The organism is Streptomyces sp. C36 (genome assembly GCF_040932295.1).
In the GTDB taxonomy this organism is placed as follows: domain Bacteria; phylum Actinomycetota; class Actinomycetes; order Streptomycetales; family Streptomycetaceae; genus Streptomyces; species Streptomyces triculaminicus.
In genome coordinates this window covers 92,543-110,592 of the sequence record NZ_JBFQGI010000011.1, presented here as the reverse complement: position 1 = coordinate 110,592, position 18,050 = coordinate 92,543, and the positions used below count along the sequence as shown (strand labels likewise).

General features: G+C 70.8%; 15 protein-coding genes, 1 tRNA gene and 1 riboswitch. Of the genes, 5 read left to right on the top strand and 11 right to left on the bottom strand.

The features are described from left to right. The first annotated feature begins 56 nt into the window (after positions 1–56). Positions 57–1,277, top strand: coding sequence for an acetyl-CoA C-acetyltransferase (locus AB4K12_RS28745; protein WP_368437451.1), 1,221 nt, complete (start codon positions 57–59; stop codon positions 1,275–1,277). A gap of 420 nt (positions 1,278–1,697) precedes the next feature. Then, positions 1,698–2,492: a hypothetical protein gene (locus AB4K12_RS28740; protein ID WP_368437547.1), complete on the top strand. Its 795-nt coding sequence runs from the start codon at positions 1,698–1,700 to the stop codon at positions 2,490–2,492. A gap of 355 nt (positions 2,493–2,847) precedes the next feature. Here the strand turns inward: AB4K12_RS28740 and AB4K12_RS28735 are convergent, their stop codons facing one another. Continuing rightward, the gene (locus AB4K12_RS28735; RefSeq protein WP_207246613.1) at positions 2,848–3,174 is read right to left on the bottom strand and encodes a hypothetical protein; all 327 of its coding nucleotides are present in this window, start codon (positions 3,172–3,174) and stop codon (positions 2,848–2,850) included. A gap of 98 nt (positions 3,175–3,272) precedes the next feature. Here AB4K12_RS28735 and AB4K12_RS28730 point away from each other — a divergent pair, with 98 nt between their 5' ends. Next, complete coding sequence (locus AB4K12_RS28730) at positions 3,273–3,503, top strand: DUF4287 domain-containing protein (RefSeq protein WP_071965358.1); 231 nt, start codon at positions 3,273–3,275, stop codon at positions 3,501–3,503. A 157-nt stretch (positions 3,504–3,660) separates the two neighbouring features. On the opposite strand, the gene AB4K12_RS28725 is transcribed toward AB4K12_RS28730, so the two are convergent. Beyond that, a complete protein-coding gene (locus AB4K12_RS28725) occupies positions 3,661–4,548 on the bottom strand; it encodes a Bax inhibitor-1/YccA family protein (protein WP_368437450.1) in 888 nt (295 codons plus the stop codon). Positions 4,549–4,843: 295 nt separating this feature from the next. Next, positions 4,844–4,926, bottom strand: a tRNA-Leu gene (locus AB4K12_RS28720). 376 nt (positions 4,927–5,302) lie between these two features. On the opposite strand from AB4K12_RS28720, the gene AB4K12_RS28715 reads away from it, so the two are divergent. Continuing rightward, a complete protein-coding gene (locus AB4K12_RS28715) occupies positions 5,303–6,112 on the top strand; it encodes an ABC transporter ATP-binding protein (RefSeq protein ID WP_086569929.1) in 810 nt (269 codons plus the stop codon). A 36-nt stretch (positions 6,113–6,148) separates the two neighbouring features. Further along, positions 6,149–8,668, top strand: a complete 2,520-nt coding sequence (locus AB4K12_RS28710) for an ABC transporter permease (RefSeq protein ID WP_368437448.1) — start codon at positions 6,149–6,151, stop codon at positions 8,666–8,668. An 81-nt stretch (positions 8,669–8,749) separates the two neighbouring features. Here AB4K12_RS28710 and AB4K12_RS28705 read toward each other — a convergent pair whose 3' ends face one another. From AB4K12_RS28705 to AB4K12_RS28670, 8 genes are all read right to left on the bottom strand, one after another. Further along, positions 8,750–10,063, bottom strand: a complete 1,314-nt coding sequence (locus tag AB4K12_RS28705) for a class I SAM-dependent methyltransferase (RefSeq protein ID WP_368437446.1) — start codon at positions 10,061–10,063, stop codon at positions 8,750–8,752. Positions 10,064–10,236: 173 nt separating this feature from the next. Next, a complete protein-coding gene (locus AB4K12_RS28700; RefSeq protein ID WP_086569933.1) occupies positions 10,237–11,628 on the bottom strand; it encodes an NAD(P)/FAD-dependent oxidoreductase in 1,392 nt (463 codons plus the stop codon). A 355-nt stretch (positions 11,629–11,983) separates the two neighbouring features. Then, positions 11,984–12,925: an exopolyphosphatase gene (locus AB4K12_RS28695; protein ID WP_368437444.1), complete on the bottom strand. Its 942-nt coding sequence runs from the start codon at positions 12,923–12,925 to the stop codon at positions 11,984–11,986. Further along, a complete protein-coding gene (locus AB4K12_RS28690; RefSeq protein WP_368437442.1) occupies positions 12,922–13,470 on the bottom strand; it encodes a DUF501 domain-containing protein in 549 nt (182 codons plus the stop codon). The genes AB4K12_RS28695 and AB4K12_RS28690 overlap by 4 nt, the downstream gene beginning before the upstream one ends. 59 nt (positions 13,471–13,529) lie before the next feature. Then, positions 13,530–14,015 carry a septum formation initiator family protein gene (locus AB4K12_RS28685; protein ID WP_368437440.1) on the bottom strand — a complete coding sequence of 162 codons (486 nt, stop codon included), beginning with the start codon at positions 14,013–14,015 and terminating at the stop codon, positions 13,530–13,532. 125 nt (positions 14,016–14,140) lie between these two features. After that, complete coding sequence (eno, locus tag AB4K12_RS28680) at positions 14,141–15,421, bottom strand: phosphopyruvate hydratase (protein WP_368437438.1); 1,281 nt, start codon at positions 15,419–15,421, stop codon at positions 14,141–14,143. Between the two features lie 305 nt (positions 15,422–15,726). After that, positions 15,727–16,458 carry a transglycosylase family protein gene (locus AB4K12_RS28675; protein ID WP_368437436.1) on the bottom strand — a complete coding sequence of 244 codons (732 nt, stop codon included), beginning with the start codon at positions 16,456–16,458 and terminating at the stop codon, positions 15,727–15,729. Between the two features lie 4 nt (positions 16,459–16,462). Further along, a riboswitch (cyclic di-AMP (ydaO/yuaA leader) is annotated at positions 16,463–16,645 on the bottom strand. Between the two features lie 260 nt (positions 16,646–16,905). Continuing rightward, positions 16,906–17,883, bottom strand: coding sequence for a transglycosylase family protein (locus AB4K12_RS28670; RefSeq protein WP_368437434.1), 978 nt, complete (start codon positions 17,881–17,883; stop codon positions 16,906–16,908). Between the last annotated feature and the right edge of the window lie 167 nt (positions 17,884–18,050).

The window sequence follows — 18,050 nt, the reverse complement described above, 5'->3', positions numbered from 1 at the left end:
GAGGCTACGGGCGGGTAACTTCCGGGAAGTCGTCCCTCGTCACTTGGAGCCGTGTGATGCCCGAAGCCGTGATCGTCTCAACCGCCCGCTCCCCCATCGGCCGCGCCTTCAAGGGCTCGCTGAAGGACATGCGGCCCGACGACCTCACCGCCACGATCATCCGGGCGGCGCTCGACAAGGTGCCCGGCCTCGACCCGCGCGAGATCGACGACCTGATGCTCGGCTGCGGCCTGCCCGGCGGCGAGCAGGGCCACAACCTCGGCCGGATCGTGGCCGTGCAGATGGGCATGGACCACCTGCCCGCCACCACGATCACCCGCTACTGCGCCTCCTCGCTGCAGACCTCGCGGATGGCGCTGCACGCCATCAAGGCGGGCGAGGGCGACGTCTTCATCTCGGCGGGCGTCGAGACGGTCTCCCGCTCGGTCAACGGCTCCTCCGACGGCATGCCCGGCACCCACAACCCTCTCTTCGCCGACGCCGAGGCCCGCACGGCCGCCCGCGCCGAGCAGGGCGGCGAGGGCTGGCACGACCCGCGCGAGGACGGCCTGGTCCCCGACGCGTACATCGCGATGGGCCAGACCGCCGAGAACCTCGCCCGCCTCAAGGGCATCACCCGCGAGGAGATGGACGAGTTCGGCGTCCGCTCGCAGAACCTCGCCGAGCAGGCGCTCGCCAAGGGCTTCTGGCAGCGCGAGATCACCCCGGTGACGCTCCCCGACGGCACGGTCGTCTCCCAGGACGACGGCCCCCGCGCGGGCGTCACCCTCGAGGGCGTGGCGGGCCTCAAGCCCGCGTTCCGCCCGGACGGCATGATCACGGCCGCCAACTGCTGCCCGCTCAACGACGGCGCCGCCGCCCTGGTGATCATGTCCGACACCAAGGCCCGCGAGCTGGGCCTGACCCCGCTCGCCCGCATCGTCTCCACCGGCGTCTCGGCGCTGTCGCCCGAGATCATGGGCTACGGCCCGGTCGAGGCCAGCAAGCAGGCCCTGAAGCGGGCCGGCCTGTCGATCGGCGACATCGACCTGGTCGAGATCAACGAGGCGTTCGCCGCGCAGGTCATCCCCTCCTACCGCGACCTGGGCATCGACATCGACAGGCTCAACGTCAACGGCGGCGGCATCGCGGTCGGCCACCCCTTCGGCATGACGGGCGCCCGCATCACCACCACGCTGATCAACTCCCTCCAGTTCCACGACAAGCAGTTCGGCCTGGAGACGATGTGCGTGGGCGGCGGCCAGGGCATGGCGATTGTGATCGAGCGCCTGAGCTGAGCCGCAGCGGAGGGCAGGGGTCACCTGAGGCACGAAGGCGGCACCTGCCCGCAGCGGAGGCGAAGCTCAGCGCGACCATGAACGCGCGCGCCTGAGCTGAGCCGCAGCGGAGGCGAGGCTCAGCGCGACCGTGACACGAGCGCCTGAGCCGATCCGGCACCGGCCGGCGTGACCGCCGGGCAACTGCCAGCAGCACCAGGCACGGACCTTGCCAAAACGTGACCGAATCTCCCCCAGGATGTGACGAACATCCCGGGGGAGATTCGTTTCCGCAGGTCAGAGTGGTTGAAGGTACAACGTCCGGGACCGAAGTCCCGTCCGGTTCATGACGTTTCGCCCTGCGGGACTCCCAGGACGTGCGCGAAGCTGAGGTAGGAATTCGGGGGATCCATAGCAACCGGGAGTTCGCCAGTGAGCGCCATGTCTCTTGCCCTGCTGCTGGCCGCTGCCGCCGCCACGGCCGCGGGCGTCGCCGCCCTGCTCGGTACGCGCGGCCTGCGTCGCCAGCTCACCGAGCTGCGCGCCGATCTGGCGGCCGCGACGGCGGAGCGCGAGACGCGCACCGCGGCGGTGCCTCCCGCCCGCAGCGCGCCGGTCGCCGAGCTCTCCGAGATACGGGCGGCGGTGGCCGACGCCCTCGCCGAGGAGCGCGAGCGGGAGCTGGCCGAGGCCCGCGCGTTCTGGGCGGCGCAGGAGGCACGCGACCTGACGAACGCGGCCGACGCCCCCTCCCTGCTGGGCGGGCTGCCGGGCCTGGGCGACGAGCCGCTCCTGGAGAGCCCGTACGGCGGCTTCTACCTGCCCCGCCAGGTCGACCCGGCCGACGAGGCGGAGGCCGCGGACTCCCCCGAGCTGGCCGCCGCGCGCCGCCGGCACCCCTCGCACCCGGACTTCTCGCCGGTGGCGGCGGCCGCGACCGACCACGAGCACACGGTCGAGCTCCTCGAGGAGCTGGCGGAGGCGGAGATCCCGCTGGCGGACGTCCGCCCCGGCCCGCTGGGCACGCTCGACGTCTACGTCTTCGCCGACGGCACCACGGTCTGCATGACCCCCGGCCACCGCGAGACCGCCGAGCGCCTGGCCGAGGCCCTGCGCGCGGGCGACGCGCCAGTACTGCTGGGCGGCTCGGGCGTCTCGGGCGCCTACGCCCTGACCTTCCGCTGCCGGACGGGCAGCGTCTACGTCCTGGCGGACCGGGTCATAGCCTCGCTGTAAGAAGCCGCACCCGAGGACAGGCCGGAGGGGCGGGACGGGCAGCGCCTACGCCCTGGCGGACCGGGTCACAGCGTCACCGTAAAAAGCCGCACCCGAGGACAGGCCGGAGGGGCCAGGGCCGGACCGGCAGCATCTACGCCCTGGCGGACCGGGTCACAGCGTCACCGTAAAAAGCCGCACCCGAGGACAGGCCGGAGGGGCCGGGGCGGGACGGGCCGGGCCCTGGCAGGGGCGTAAGGGTTATTTGCGGCGACGTGCGGAGCACCCTCACGGCAGAGGGGGGCCGTAAATAATCCAGCCCCGGAAGGGCCCGGCCCGTCCCGCCCCGGCCCCGCCCCACCGACGACCCCGCCCCCTACAGCCCGCAGCGCCGCTCCGCAGCCCGCACGAGCGACACGGCCTCCGCCGCCCCCTCGGCCACACCGCCGGAGGCGATGAGCGCTTCGGCCAAATCATGGCCGGCCACCGCCACTTGGTCGGCGACCGCGAACATCCCGGCGTCCGGCATTTCCCTCAGCTCGACGGCCCCCGGCTCCTCGATCCGCTGGGTCCAGGCGGCCAACTCTCGCGCCAGGGCCAGCGCTTCCGCCGCCGCCCCGCGGCTGAGTCGGGACTGGGGAAGGGTCCGCAGCCGGTCGGCGAAGCTGTCCACGGCGGCCAGGAGAGGCGTCACATCATCCACGCCACGAGCCTATGCGCCGCCCACCGACTGTTGCCAACGCTTGAACACTCGGGCACGGTGACATGAAGGACCATCATTCCACGCGTCCGGAGGCGCCGATGTCCCACGTCTTCTCCGACGAGACCCACCGGAACCTGCTCTCCCGAATCCCCCACTGCACCGGCCGCGAAGTAGCCGACTGGCTGCGCACGGTCGAAGAAGGACCCTCTCTCTTCCGCTTCGAGGAGAAGGTCAGCTGGCTGCGCGGAGAGCACAATCTCGCTTACGGCCACGCAAAGGCGATCGTCCACGAGTACGACCTGCGACGCGCGGCGCGGAAGCTCCGGTAGCGGGCGCCGCAAACACGACGGGGCCCGGGAGGACAAAGTCCTCCCGGGCCCCGCCACCGGCCGGGGATCCCCCGTCACCGGTTATGCATTTATGCGCGCCAGTCGGGCGCCGGCCGTCGCGCCAGCCGTCGCACTAGTCGTCGCGCTAGTCGTCGCGTTAGTCGTTATTCAGGATCGCGATGAGCCGGAGGATCTCGGTGTAGATCCACACCAGCGTCATCGTCAGACCGAACGCCGCCAGCCACGACTCCTCGCGCGGAGCGCCGTACCGCACGCCGTCCTCGACCTGCTTGAAGTCCAGCGCCAGGAACGCCGCACCGATCACGACGCCGATGACGCCGAAGACGATGCCCAGGCCGCCGGTGCGCAGGCCGAGCCCGTCACCGCCGACGAAGACGGCGACCAGAACGTTGACCAGCGACAGCAGCACGAAGCCGATGGCCGCGCCGATCACGAACCGCATGAAGCGGGCGTTGACCCTGATGATCTTGGCCCGGTAGGCGATCAGCACACCGGCGAAGACGGCCATCGTGCCGAGCACGGCCTGCATCGGGGCACCCTTGGCGACCTCGTTGTAGGCCTGGCTGATGACGCCGAGGAACAGGCCCTCGAAGAGGGCGTAGCCCAGGATGAGCGCCGGGGAGACCGTGCGCCGGAAGGACTGGACGAAGCCGAGCACCATGGCCACGAGGCCGGCCGCGAAGCCGACGCCCACGGGCAGCCGCAGCGCCCAGGCGGCGCCGGCGGCGAGGACCACGAGGCCCAGCGTGATGGAGGTCCGCGCGACGACGTCGTCGATCGTCATGCGGTCGGCGGCGCGCGCGGGCGCCTGCGGGGGGTAGCCCTGCTGAAGGTCCGGACCGCCCTGGGCGTACGGGTTGGCCGCGTAGGGGTTGGCGGGCTGGCCGTAGGGGTTTCCGGCGTACGGGTTGGCCGCGTACGGGTTGCCCTGGGCCTGCGCGGTCCCGGCCTGCGGGCCCGCGTCGAAGCCCGCGTGACCGCCGCTGAACCCCCGTCGCGAGAAGACCGGGTTCCTGCTCCTCATCTCACTCCTCCATGGCCACACGGCGCGGCCTTGGGCTCAAGGGTAATAGGTAGGCAAAAGAACGACTCTCCTGCTTCGGGACGATCTTTTCTTACCGCACTCCGTACCGGATGCCTACCGGATGCCCACCGGATGTCTACTGGATGCCTGCGGATACGTACCGGACAACGCGAACGGGCGGCGATCGGTTCCGCGAAGGCGCGGGAAAGCGGGTATTCCCGCGTGACGCCCGGTCCGCGCGATACGGAAGGGCGCCGAGGCGGCGGGTGAAGCTGCACGGAAGCGGAGGGGGAAGTGCCCGGAGCCGGACTTGAACCGGCACGGCCCGAAGGGCCAGCGAGGTTTAAGCTCGCCGTGTCTGCATTCCACCATCCGGGCGGGGGCTCTCGGGCAGGAGCGGGCGGAGAGGTGCGCGAACCTCCACCGCGAGGAGAGCAGGACGAGCCTAGCCGGGCAGCGCCCCCCAATCAGCGGAACGATGACCCGAGGTTGTCTTATTTTAATGGCAACTGAGCCCCCATCAGTGCAGGGATGACGCCTTTGGCACATGCCAGAGGCCCATCTCCCCCGTTCACCACCCCACCCCCGGGGTGAAGCGGAATTGTCGCAATCTCGTCGCTCTCGGTAAGCACCCGTCTCCTACCCAGGGATGACGGGGCCGCCCTCGCGTACCTCCCGAGACTGCCCCGAGAACCGGAGCTCCGGCTGATCCGCGCCCCGTGTCCGCACAGGACCATGGAGTACGTCCCCTGACATGCCGTCCCGACAGGAGCGCTCCACCGTGACCACCACCCCCTTCGGCGCCCCGACCGCCGTCCGCAGCACCGCGGTCGCAGCCCGCGCCACGGATCTCACCAAGGTCTACGGACAGGGCGAGACGCAGGTGGTCGCGCTGGACGCGGTCTCCGTGGAGTTCCGGCAGGCCGAGTTCACCGCGATCATGGGCCCGTCCGGCTCCGGCAAGTCGACCCTCATGCACTGCATGGCCGGCCTCGACTCCGTCTCCGGCGGCTCCGCCCGCATCGGCGACACCGAGCTGACCACCCTCAACGACAAGAAGCTCACCCGGCTGCGCCGCGACAAGATCGGCTTCATCTTCCAGGCCTTCAACCTGCTGCCGACGCTGACCGCCCTGGAGAACATCACGCTCCCCATGGACATCGCCGGTCGCAAGCCCGACAAGCAGTGGCTCGACATGGTCGTCGACACCGTCGGCCTGTCCGGACGGCTCAAGCACCGCCCGAACCAGCTCTCCGGCGGCCAGCAGCAGCGCGTGGCCGTCGCCCGCGCCCTGGCCGGCCGCCCCGAGATCATGTTCGCCGACGAGCCCACCGGAAACCTCGACTCCCGCTCCGGCGCCGAGGTCCTCGGCTTCCTGCGCAACTCCGTGCGCGAACTCGGCCAGACCGTCGTCATGGTCACCCACGACCCCGTCGCCGCCTCCTACGCCGACCGCGTCGTCTTCCTCGCCGACGGCAGCATCGTCGACGAGATGCGCGACCCCACCGCCGACGCCGTCCTCGACCGCATGAAGCGGTTCGACGCCAAGGGCCGTACGAGCTGATCACCGCCGGACTCGATCTCCAGGACTGACCCCGAAATGTTCCGTACCGCCCTGCGCAACGTGCTCGCGCACAAGGCCCGGCTGATGATGACGGTGCTCGCCGTGATGCTCGGCGTGGCCTTCGTCTCCGGCACCCTCGTCTTCACCTCGACCATCTCCGCCGCGTACCAGAAGAGCTCCGAGAAGGGCTTCACCGGCGTCGACGTCGCCGTCGAGCCCCACCGGGCGGCCGGCGACGAGGACAAGCCCGGCCGGACCCCCAAGCTCGGCCAGCGGCTGCTCGACCAGGCCGGCAAGGTCCCCGGCGCCGCCTCCGCCACCGGCTCGGTCACCGGCTTCGCCGCCGTCGCCGACAAGAACGGCAAGCTCGTCGGCGAGGGCTTCAACTCCTCCGGCGCCAACTACTACGCGGGTGGCGACGGCAAGGACGCCCGCTACCCCATGAAGAGCGGCCGCGCGCCGCAGGGCGCCGGCGAGATCGCCCTCGACGCCAAGACCGCCGAGCGCGCCGGCTACAAGGTCGGCGACACCGTCCGGGTCTCCGTCGACGGCCCGGTCCTGCGGCAGAAGCTCACCGGCGTCTTCACCACCGACGACGGCAACGTCTCCGCCGGCGGCAGCCTCGCCCTCTTCGACACGCCCACCGCGCAGAAGCTCTACGGCCGGCCCGGCGAGTTCGACCGGATCGACGTGAAGGCGGCGGCCGGCACCTCCCAGGCCGCGCTGAAGGCGTCCGTCGAGAAGATCCTGCCCAAGGACGCCAAGGCCACCACGGCCAAGGAGCTCGCCGACGAGCAGAGCCGGGTGATCGCCCAGGGCATGGACGGCATGCGCACCAGCCTGCTGGTCTTCGCGGGCATAGCCCTCTTCGTCGGCGTCTTCATCATCGCCAACACCTTCACCATGCTGGTCTCCCAGCGCACCAAGGAGCTGGCGCTGCTGCGCGCGGTCGGCGCGAGCCGCCGTCAGGTCACCCGCTCGGTGCTCATCGAGGCGTTCGTCGTGGGCTCGGTCGCGGGCGTCACCGGTCTGGTCGCGGGCATCGGCATCGGCGCCGGCCTGCGGGCGCTGATCAGCGGCACCGGCGCCACCATCCCGGACGGCCCGCTGGTGATCGCCCCGAGCACGGTCCTGGTGTCCATGGTCGTCGGCGTCGTCGTCACCATGCTCGCCGCGTGGCTGCCCGGCCGCCGCGCCGCGAAGATCCCGCCGGTCGCCGCGATGAACAGCGTGCACGCGGTGGCCACCACCAAGTCCCTGGTGGTCCGCAACTCCATCGGCGGCGTCATCACCGCCATCGGTGCCGCGATCGTCCTGACCGCCACCAGCTCGACCATGATGGGTCTGGGCGCGGGCCTGGTCCTCATCGGCGTGTTCGTGCTGACGCCGCTGCTGTCCCGCCCGGTGATCGCCGCGGCGGCCCCGATCCTGCGCCCCTTCGGCATGACCGGCAAGCTGGCCCGGCAGAACGCGGTCCGCAACCCGCGCCGCACCGCCGCCACCGCCTCCGCGCTGATGATCGGCCTCACCCTGATCACCGGCCTGACCGTGATCGCCGGCAGCGTGCAGCAGGCCATCGACAAGATGGCCACCGGCTCCATGAAGGCCGACTACGTCGTCTCCATGGCCAGCATGACCCCGCTGTCCACCGACGTGGAGAAGAAGCTCTCCACGCACCCGGACGTCGTCGCCGCCAGCCCGCTGCGCAGCTCCTGGTCCATGGTCGCCGGCGAGCACAGGGAGCTCATGGGCGTCAACGGCGCCACCATCGGCAAGCTGATGAACCTCGAGTTCACGTCGGGCTCCTTCGCCGGCCTCTCCGGCCGCAACGTCGTCATCGACGACGCCACGTCCCGCACCAACCACTGGAAGACCGGCTCGTCCCTCGACGTCACCTTCGAGGACGGCAAGAAGGCCAGGCTGACGGTCTCCGGCGTCTACAAGGGCAACGACCTGATGCGCGGCATCATGGTCGACACCCAGACGCTGGCCCCGCACCAGAGCCAGATCGACGACCGCCAGGTGCTGGTCAAGACCAAGGCCGGCACCAGCGAGGCCACCAAGGACGCGCTGGGCAAGGCCCTCGGCGACAACCCCGCCATCCAGATCCAGACCAAGCAGGACATCTCCGACGGCATCTCCAAGGGCATCAGCCTGCTGCTCAACATGCTCTACGGCCTGCTGGCCATGGCCGTGGTCGTCGCCGTCCTCGGCGTCGTCAACACCCTGGCGATGTCGGTCTTCGAGCGCCGGCAGGAGATCGGCATGCTGCGCGCCATCGGCCTGGACCGCAAGGGCATCAAGCGCATGGTGCGCCTGGAGTCCCTGATCATCTCGGTCTTCGGCGGTGTGATGGGTGTCGGGCTGGGCGTCTTCTTCGGCTGGGCCGCGGGCGACCTCATCAAGAAGGGCATCAGCACCTACGAGCTGGTGCTCCCCTGGGAGCGCATGGGCGTCTTCCTGCTGCTGTCCGCCCTGGTGGGCGTGCTGGCCGCGCTGTGGCCCGCCCGCCGGGCGGCCAAGCTGAACATGCTCGACGCCATCAAGGCGGAGTAGCCCGTACGCGCAAGCGGAAAAGCGGAAAAGCAGCGAAGGGGCCCGGTCCATGCGGACCGGGCCCCTTCGCGCGTCCCGCCGCTAGCCGCGCCAGTCGCGGGTGCGCAGGGACAGGCCCGGCTCGCCGGACTCCGGCGTGCGCACCGCCAGCACCTGGTTCACGCCGATGCGGTTGCGCTCGAAGGACAGGGCCGAGGCGGCCATGTACAGCCGCCAGACGCGGGCCCGGCCCGGGGAGGTGAGCCGTACGGCCTCGTCCCAGTGGGTCTCCAGGTTGGCCACCCACTGGCGCAGCGTCAGGGCGTAGTGCTCGCGCAGGGCCTCCACGTCCCGGACCTCGAACCCGGCCTCCTCCAGCTGGGCGACGGTCCGCCCGACGGGGGCGAGCTCGCCGTCGGGGAAGACGTAGCGGTCTATGAACTCGTCGACGCGGTAGGCCTCCTCGTCCTTCAGGGGGCGGCGCGCGATCTGGTGGTTCAGCAGCCTGCCGCCGGGCCGGAGCAGGGCGTAGAGGTCGGCGGCGTACTCGGCGTAGCGGGCGGAGCCGACGTGCTCGGCCATGCCGACGGAGGAGATGGCGTCGTAGGGCCCGTCGGAGACCAGCCGGTAGTCCTGGACGCGGATCTCGATACGGTCCGTCAGGCCGGCCTCGGCGACGCGCTTGCGGGCGTAGGCGGCCTGTTCCTCGGAGAGGGTGATGCCGACGGCGCTCACCTCGTACTCGCGGGCGGCGTGCAGCACCATCGAGCCCCAGCCGCAGCCGACGTCCAGCAGGCGCCGGCCCGGCCCGAGGTCGAGCTTGCGGCAGATGAGGTCGAGCTTGGCGTGCTGGGCGTCCTCGAGGGTGGAGCCGGGACTTTCCCAGTAGGCGCAGGAGTACACCATGGAGGGGCCGAGGACCCGCTCGTAGAAGGCGTTGCCGACGTCGTAGTGGTGGCTGATGGCCTGCTTGTCGCGGCGCAGGGTGTGCAGCGGGCCGCCGGTGCGGCGGGCCTCCTCGGGCGGTGGTGCGGGCGGCGCCCAGGGTCCGGCGAGCGCGATCAGCTCGCGGCCCGCGGCGCGCAGCACCGGGTCGCGCAGGGCGCCGAGGAGGGCGGCGGGGCCGGCGGGCCGGGCGGCGTCCTCGGCGCGCTCCCACAGGGAGCCTGCGAGCAGGTCCAGGGCTTCGTAGAGATCGCCCTCGACGTCGAGGTCGCCGGCGACCCAGGCGCGCGCCAGGCCGAGTTCGCCCGGCTTCCACAGCAGGCGGCGCAGGGCGCGGCGGTGCTTGATGATCAGGACGGGAGTGCCGGGCGGTCCCGACTCGCTGCGGTCCCAGGCGCGCAGGCGGACGGGGAAGGGCTTCCCCAGTACCTGCTCGGCGAGCGCGGTGAGCCGCGAGGCGGCCTCGGCCATGTCGCACACCTCCATGATGAAGTGTCAGGAGATAGTTTCACCTGACACCTGAACACCAACAGGTCGTGCTGTAGTCCTTCTGCCGATCCAGATTAGGTCAACTTCGCGCTCCGGGTACGCCGAAGGGCGCCCACCCCACGGATTTGGTGGACGCCCTGCGGTCGATGCCGTGCTTAGGAGGCCTTCGCCTTCTGACCCTGGTTCGCGTCGGCCTTGGCGGCCGGCTGCGGGGCCGGCTTGGCGGCCTCGTAGAACTCCTCGCGCGGGTTCTCCATGGCGCGCAGGGAGACGACCTCGCGCTTGAGGAACATGGCCAGGGTCCAGTCCGCGAAGATGCGGATCTTACGGTTCCAGGTCGGCATGGCCATGCCGTGGTAACCACGGTGCATGTACCAGGCCAGCCGGCCCTTGAGCTTGATCTTGGTCTTGCCCATGACGATCATCGCGACGCCCTTGTGGAGGCCGAGGCCTGCCACCGCGCCCTTGTTGGCGTGCGAGTACGTCTTCTGCGGGAAGCCGCGCATGCCGGACAGGACGTTGTCGCCGAGGACCTTGGCCTGGCGCAGCGCGTGCTGGGCGTTCGGCGGGCACCAGGCGTTCTCGTTGCCCGCCTTGCGGCCGACCATGTCCGGGACCTGGGCGTTGTCGCCCGCGGCCCAGATGTAGTCGGTGCCCTGGACCTGGAGGGTCTCGGAGGTGTCGACGTGACCGCGCGGGCCCAGCGGCAGGCCGAAGCGGGACAGCGCCGGGTTGGGCTTGACGCCCGCGGTCCACACGATCGTGTTGGAGTCGACCTCGAGGCCGTTCTTCAGCACGACGTGGCCGTCGACGCAGGAGTCCATGGAGGTCGAGAGGTAGATCTCGACGCCGCGGCTCTCCAGGTGCTTCTTGCCGTACTCGCCGAGCTTCGGACCGACCTCGGGGAGGATCTTGTCCGCAGCGTCGACGAGGATGAAGCGCATGTCCTCGCGCTTCACGTTCGGGTAGTACTTGGCGGCGTCCCGCGCCATGTCCTCGACCTCGCCGATCGTCTCGGCGCCGGCGAAGCCGCCACCGATGAAGACGAAGGTCAGCGCCTTGCGGCGGATCTCCTCGTCCTTCGTCGAGTCGGCCTTGTCCAGCTGCTCGAGAACGTGGTTGCGCAGGCCGATGGACTCCTCGATGCCCTTCATGCCGATGCCGTTCTCGGCAAGGCCGGGGATCGGGAAGGTACGGGAGACGGCGCCGAGCGCGATCACCAGGTAGTCGAAAGGCAGCTCGTACGCCTCGCCGACGAGCGGCGCGATCGTGGCGACCTTGCGGTCCTGGTCGATCGTGGTGACACGGCCGGTGAGAACCTCCGCCTTGGGCAGGACGCGGCGCAGCGGCACCACGACGTGGCGCGGCGAGATGCTGCCGGCGGCTGCTTCAGGGAGGAAGGGCTGGTACGTCATGTACGAGCGCGGGTCGACGACCGTGACGGTCGCCTCGCCGTAGCGCATCTTCTTCAGGATGCGGCGTGCCGCGTACAGGCCGACGTACCCACCGCCTACTACGAGGATCCGTGGACGCTCCGTGGTGCTCATGATTCGAGTATCCAGCACTCCCCGCAGGGGTGCTCGTGAGCCCCTTCACAAGAGCCCGAGGGGGGTCTGCTACACTCCGCCGCCCCCGTGACCGACGCCATAGCCCCATGAGGGAACCAGGCCGTCCCGCCGGGCGTTGATCACCCCTGCTGAACTGGCCTTGCGGCCTCGCGGTGGACTGGACCACTGCGCCCGGGGCTTCCGCATAAGCGTTTCTTTAAGACGGCGAAAACCACACGGTTTCCGGCCGCCAGGGGCCGACGGACCCCGGAAGGGGGCCAGAAGGCCTCCCTCCGGGGTCCTAGGACCGCTATTTCATGTGAAGGATTTCACGAACATTCTCCGGCGGACGCCCTCAGGCGATGCTCCAGCCGATCCCATCCAGGATGTCGTGCTCGCTGACCACGACCTCCCGGGCCCCGGAACGCTCCATCACGCACTGCAGGACGAGCGCTCCGGCGGCGATGACGTCGACCCGGCCGGGGTGCATCACGGAGAACGCCGCGCGCTGCTCGTGCGTCGACTCCAGCAGCATGGCCGTGATCTCGCGGACCCGCTCGAGGGAGACGCGGCAGTGGTGGATGGCCTCGGAGTCGTACGCGTCCAGGCCGAGCGCGATCGCCGCGACCGTGGTGACCGAGCCGGCCAGGCCGACGAGGGTACGGGCCTCGGTGAGCGGGACGCTCTCCTCGGCCAGGTCCAGCGCGGCCTCGACGTCGGCGCGTATCGCGGCGATCTGCTCCGGCGTCGGCGGGTCGGTGACCTCGCCGTCCACCACGAGGTGACGTTCCGTCATCCGGACGCAGCCCACGTCGACGCTGCGCGCCGCCCGCACGTGGTCGTCGCCGACCACGAACTCCGTCGAGCCGCCGCCGATGTCCACGACCAGATACGGCTTCGCCAGGTCGTCCCGGCCCGTGAGCTCCTTGGTGGCGCCGGTGAAGGAGAACTCCGCCTCCTGGTCACCGGTGATCACCTCGGGCTCCACGCCGAGGATGTCCACGACGCCGCGCACGAACTCCTCGCGGTTGGACACGTCGCGGGACGCGGACGTCGCGACGAAACGCACCCGCTCCGCGTTGAGCGCCCGGATGACCTCGGCGTACTCCCGGCAGGCGGCGAACGTCCGCTCGAGCGCCTCCGGCGCGAAGCGGCCCGTACGGTCGACCCCCTGGCCGAGCCGCACGATCGTCATCCGCCGGTCGAGCTCCTTGAGTTCACCGGTCGCCGGGTCGGCGTCGGCGACGAGCAGCCGGATGGAGTTCGTGCCGCAGTCGACGGCGGCGACCCGCGTCATGCCCGCTCCTCGCCGCATTCGCCGGCGCCGCCGCAGGGGGTGACGCACGGGCCCTTGCTCCACCACTCCGGGAGCAGGGCGATGGCCTCGTCGCCGAAGGGGTTCACGCCCGGGCCCGCCGCCAGCGAGTGGCCGACGAGCACGTGCAGGCACTTGACCCGGTCCGGCATGCCGCCGGCGCTCGGGAAGCCCTCCAGGACCTCGATCGCGTCGCGGCGCGCGATGTAGTCCTCGTGCGCGGCCCGGTAGGCGGCCGCCAGTTCGGGGTCGGTCGCCAGCCGGTCCTGCATCTCCTTCATCAGGCCGGAGCCCTCGAGCGTGCCGATGGCGCCGGCGGCGCGCGGGCACGTCAGGTAGTACAGCGTCGGGAACGGCGTGCCGTCCTCCAGCCGCGGCGCGGTCTCGACGACGTCGGGGTTGCCGCACGGGCAGCGGTGCGCGATGGCGCGCAGGCCGCGCGGCGGGCGCCCCAGCTGCTCCTTGAACGCGGCGATGTCCGCGTCGGTCGGCTCGGTGGGCTCGGTCTTCGGAGGAGGCGTGTCCATGTGCTCGCTCGTGCTCGTTGATGCTCGGTCTGGTTCGGATGCGGTGCGCGGGGGGGGCGTCAGGGAAGCGCTCGGCGCTGCTGCCCGTCGGAGGAGTCGATGTCTTCCCAGAGGTTGCTGTACCAGGGGCGGTCGGCCGCGCCCCGGTCCCTGGGCGGCTTGGTGGGACCACCGCCGCCCACCACGCTGTAGCCGGTCTCCCCCGGGCGGAGGTAGTGCAGGTGCTCGCGCGCCTGCTGCTCGACGTACGCGGGGTCCTCCAGCCGGGCCTTCTCGTCGCGCAGCCGCTTCACCTGCTCGCGGGCGTTCTCGGTCTGGCGCCGCTGGTCGGCGATGTCCGAGCGCTGGGTGACCCACTGGCGCATCGGATAGGCGAGGGCGACGACGAGGGAGCAGACGACGAGCGCGAGCAGCGCGGCGCGTCCCGTGAGCCGGCTGCGCCGCTGCGGCCGCGCCCGGTAGACCCGCGCGACGGCGGGCCCCTGCACGATCGCCGTGCCGAGCGCCTTGAGCCTGGTCGCGGTGGAGAACCGGTCCGCGCCCACGTCGCCTCCCCAGTGAGTCCTCGGAGTCCTCTACGAACGTACGTCCCCGGACACGGTACGGGACCGCGGCCGGGGACGTACGGAGACTGGCGAGAGCTCAGCCCTTAAGGCTCAGCCCGTGGAGCTCAGCCCTTGAAGCGCGGGAACGCCGAGCGGCCCGCGTACACCGCGGCGTCGTCGAGGATCTCCTCGATGCGCAGCAGCTGGTTGTACTTGGCGACGCGCTCGGAGCGGGCCGGGGCACCGGTCTTGATCTGGCCGCAGTTGGTGGCGACGGCCAGGTCGGCGATGGTGACGTCCTCGGTCTCGCCGGAGCGGTGCGACATCATGCACTTGAAGCCGTTGCGCTGGGCCAGCTCGACGGCGTCCAGGGTCTCGGTCAGCGAACCGATCTGGTTGACCTTGACCAGCAGGGCGTTGGCGGAGTTCTCCTCGATGCCACGGGCGAGGCGCTCGGGGTTGGTGACGAACAGGTCGTCGCCGACGAGCTGGACCTTGTCGCCGAGCTTCTCGGTGATGGTGTTCCAGCCGGCCCAGTCGTCCTCGAACAGCGGGTCCTCGATGGAGACCAGCGGGTACGCCTCGACGAGCTCGGCGTAGTACTCCGTCATCTCGGCGGCGGAGCGGTCCTTGCCCTCGAACTTGTAGACGCCGTCCTTGTAGAACTCGGAGGCGGCCACGTCCAGGGCGAGCGCGACGTCCTGGCCGGGGGTGTAGCCGGCCTGCTTGATGGCCTCGAGGATGAGGTCGAGGGCCTCGCGGTTGGAGCCCAGGTTCGGGGCGAAGCCGCCCTCGTCGCCGAGGCCGGTCGACAGGCCCTTGGCCTTCAGGACCGACTTGAGGGTGTGGTAGACCTCGGTGCCCCAGCGCAGGGCCTCGGAGAAGGACTCCGCGCCGATCGGCGCGATCATGAACTCCTGGATGTCCACGTTGGAGTCGGCGTGCGAGCCGCCGTTCAGGATGTTCATCATCGGAACGGGCAGCAGGTGCGCGTTCGGGCCGCCGAGGTAGCGGAAGAGGGGGAGGTCGGACGCCTCGGAGGCGGCGTGCGCGACGGCCAGGGAGACGCCCAGGATGGCGTTGGCGCCGAGCGAGCCCTTGTTATCGGTGGCGTCCAGGTCGAACATGGCCTGGTCGATCAGGCGCTGCTCGGTGGCGTCGTAGCCGACGAGCTCCGGGCCGATCTGCTCGATGACGGCCAGGACGGCCTTCTCGACACCCTTGCCGAGGTAGCGCTTGGGGTCGCCGTCACGGAGCTCGATGGCCTCGAAGGCGCCGGTGGAGGCGCCGGACGGCACGGCGGCACGGCCCGTGGAGCCGTCGTCGAGGCCGACCTCGACCTCGACCGTGGGGTTGCCTCGCGAGTCGAGGATCTCGCGAGCTACGACGACGTCGATGGACGGCACGAGGGTCTCCTTCGTGTGTGCTGGAGTTCTGCAGCACGAGCCTAACGGGCGCCGGAGGCTGCGCCCGCCCTTGGATCGATCAGCGGACCGAAAATTGGCACAAAAGCCAAGATCAGCGGATGAATCGCCGGTGTGTTCGCTCAACGGGGACGGCCGGCACGGGGTTCCGGAGGCGGGAACGACGGAGCCCCGCTCCGATGCGGCTCGGGGGGTAGGCGCATCGGAGCGGGGCGGTCCGTCGGATGAGCGGAAGGCTCGTCCTGGCGGTGGGACCGTCCGGGCGTCCGGACGGGGTCCGGCGGCGGTCAGCTGAGGTGCAGCATCTGCCCGGGGTAGATGACGTCGGCGTCGTCGATGATCTTCTTGTTGAGGTCGTAGAGCTTCGCCCAGCCGCCCTTGACCTTCTTGGCCGTGGCGATCGAGCCCAGGGTGTCGCCCTGCTTGACCTCGTACTCGCCGTCACCCTTCTTGAAGGTCGGGGTCTTGGCGTGCTTGCCCGGGGTCTGCTTCTGCGCGGGCGTCTCGGTGCCCGAACCCGGCTTGGCGTGCTTGCCCGAGGGGCGCTCGCCGCGGTCGGCGTGGGTCTTGGTGGAGGTGTCGCGGTCGCCGGTGGACTTCGACGGCTTGGACGGCTTGGGCTTCGAGGAGCCGCCGTCGACGTCGGGTGCCGGGCCGCCACGGGTCAGACCACCGCCACAGTTGGGCCAGGCGCCCGGACCCTGCAGGGCGAGGAGGCGCTCGCCGACGAGGATCTGCTGGGCCTTGGTGGCCTGGTGCGGGTACGCGGCGTACTTGCCGCCACCTGCGGCGTCCCACGATTCCTTCGAGAACTGCAGGCCGCCGTAGTAGCCGTTTTGGGTGTTGATGGACCAGTTGCCCCCGGCCTCACACTGGGCGACCCTGTCCCAGGCCTGGACAGGGGCGGCGTTGGCGGAGGTCGCGACCATCAGAGGGGCGGCGACAGCCGCGCCGGTGACACCGGCGAGGGTGACGATGCGGACGGCCTTGGACGGACGACGGTGCTTGCCCTTGGACATAAGTCGGTTTCCTCACCGACGCCTACGAGGTGAGCTGTCGGGTTCGGGCTAGTGAGTTCGCCCGGCCCGGTCCGCTCGCGCGCACCGGGCTTCACCCCAAGCCGTCCCGTCCCGTCGGTCGTTGACCGTCGGTGCGTGCCGGCGCCCTACCTGGTTCCCCCGCTCCTGCCAACGGCGCTTGCGCGACGACTCCCCCGACCGCCGGCAGGATTCGGCGTGGCGGTCGAGGTGCCCGCGGTAGCGAGCGGAAACGACGTTAAACACAGGCGGCCGACAGGTTCAAACCCCACTTTTCGGCCACAGTTGCTGGTTACGGCCTACCGAGAACGATCATTCTCGCAGGTGGGAGCGGGTACAAGAGCAACGGACGGGGACACTCCGGGCGTCGGGCGACGAGACCCATGTCTCACTTTCGACTGGAACGGACATTCGGCCCGAACCGGCCCGCTACTTACGGATGTCGAGGCGCTGACCGGGCTGGATGAGGTCCGGATCGGATCCGACCGCCTTTTGGTTCTTCTGATAGATCGTCTTCCATCCGCCGTCGACCGCGTGCTCCGATGCGATGGCTGACAGATTGTCACCCGGACGCACGGTGTAGTCGGACGGGCCCGCCGGGTCCGTCCGCGCGTCGCCGCGCGAGGAGCGCTGGGCCTCGTCGCCCGAACGCGACGGCTCGGCACGGTGCTTGCCGGCGCCCGTCCCGGTGCCCGCGTCCGCGCCGGGGGTGGCGCTGTCGGACGGGGTGCCGGGCGTCGGGGAGCCGGAGGGCGCCGGGGAGGTCCCGGGCGTCTGCGACGGGGTCTCCGAGGGCGTGCCGGAGGGCGTGCCCGAGGGGGTCGCCGTGCCGCCGGAGGGCTCCGTGGACGGGTCCTTGCGGTGCTTGCCGCCCTCGCCGGTGCCGGGGCTGCCGGACGGGGTGGGCGTGCCGGGCGTCTGCGACGTGCCGGGCGTGGGCTCGGTGGTGCCGGAGGGCTTGTCGGACGGCTTGCCGGACTCGTGCGCCGGCGTGGAGGGCGTCGGGCGCTCCTTCGCGGACCCGCGCGTGGGCTCCGGCGCGGGGGCCCGGGTGGTGCCGTCGGCGCCGCTGCCGGGGTTCACCTCGGGCGCCGGGGCGTCCTTCTGCAGGCCGGAGCTCACGGCGCAGCTCGGCCACGCGTCGGGGCCCTTGGACTTGAGGATCTGCTCGGCCACGGCTATCTGCTGCGAGCGGCTGGCGAGGTCGGGGCGCGGGGCGTAGGTGGTGCCGCCGTTCTGCTCCCACATCTCCTGGGTGAGCTGGAGCCCACCGGAGTAGCCGTTGCCGGAGTTGGCGCTCCAGGTTCCGCCGCTCTCGCACTGGGCGACCTTGTCCCAGGTGTCGGTGTCGGCCGCGGAGGCGCCGGAGGCGGCGAGCAGCGGCATGGCGATGCTCGCTCCCGTCACCCCCGCCGCGACCACGATGGCGGGTACCTGGCGGGGGCGGCGATGTCTACCGGACCCTGAGCGCATGTGCTGGCCTCTCGTGTGGCGGCTGATGTGGTCGTCGAACATAGCGACGGCGCCGATGAGTCACAAGCCGGTGTAGCGCAGGTCACGTTCGGATCACGTGG

What these genes read in the sequence shown, in the direction of transcription:
- AB4K12_RS28695 (WP_368437444.1), bottom strand. Translation starts at nt 12,925, where the DNA reads ATGACGCGGGTCGCCGCCGTCGACTGCGGCACGAACTCCATCCGGCTG.
- AB4K12_RS28690 (WP_368437442.1), bottom strand. Translation starts at nt 13,470, where the DNA reads ATGGACACGCCTCCTCCGAAGACCGAGCCCACCGAGCCGACCGACGCG.
- AB4K12_RS28745 (WP_368437451.1), top strand. Translation starts at nt 57, where the DNA reads ATGCCCGAAGCCGTGATCGTCTCAACCGCCCGCTCCCCCATCGGCCGC.
- AB4K12_RS28710 (WP_368437448.1), top strand. Translation starts at nt 6,149, where the DNA reads ATGTTCCGTACCGCCCTGCGCAACGTGCTCGCGCACAAGGCCCGGCTG.
- AB4K12_RS28715 (WP_086569929.1), top strand. Translation starts at nt 5,303, where the DNA reads ATGCCGTCCCGACAGGAGCGCTCCACCGTGACCACCACCCCCTTCGGC.
- AB4K12_RS28730 (WP_071965358.1), top strand. Translation starts at nt 3,273, where the DNA reads ATGTCCCACGTCTTCTCCGACGAGACCCACCGGAACCTGCTCTCCCGA.
- AB4K12_RS28675 (WP_368437436.1), bottom strand. Translation starts at nt 16,458, where the DNA reads ATGTCCAAGGGCAAGCACCGTCGTCCGTCCAAGGCCGTCCGCATCGTC.
- AB4K12_RS28700 (WP_086569933.1), bottom strand. Translation starts at nt 11,628, where the DNA reads ATGAGCACCACGGAGCGTCCACGGATCCTCGTAGTAGGCGGTGGGTAC.
- AB4K12_RS28740 (WP_368437547.1), top strand. Translation starts at nt 1,698, where the DNA reads ATGTCTCTTGCCCTGCTGCTGGCCGCTGCCGCCGCCACGGCCGCGGGC.
- AB4K12_RS28725 (WP_368437450.1), bottom strand. Translation starts at nt 4,548, where the DNA reads ATGAGGAGCAGGAACCCGGTCTTCTCGCGACGGGGGTTCAGCGGCGGT.
- AB4K12_RS28705 (WP_368437446.1), bottom strand. Translation starts at nt 10,063, where the DNA reads ATGGCCGAGGCCGCCTCGCGGCTCACCGCGCTCGCCGAGCAGGTACTG.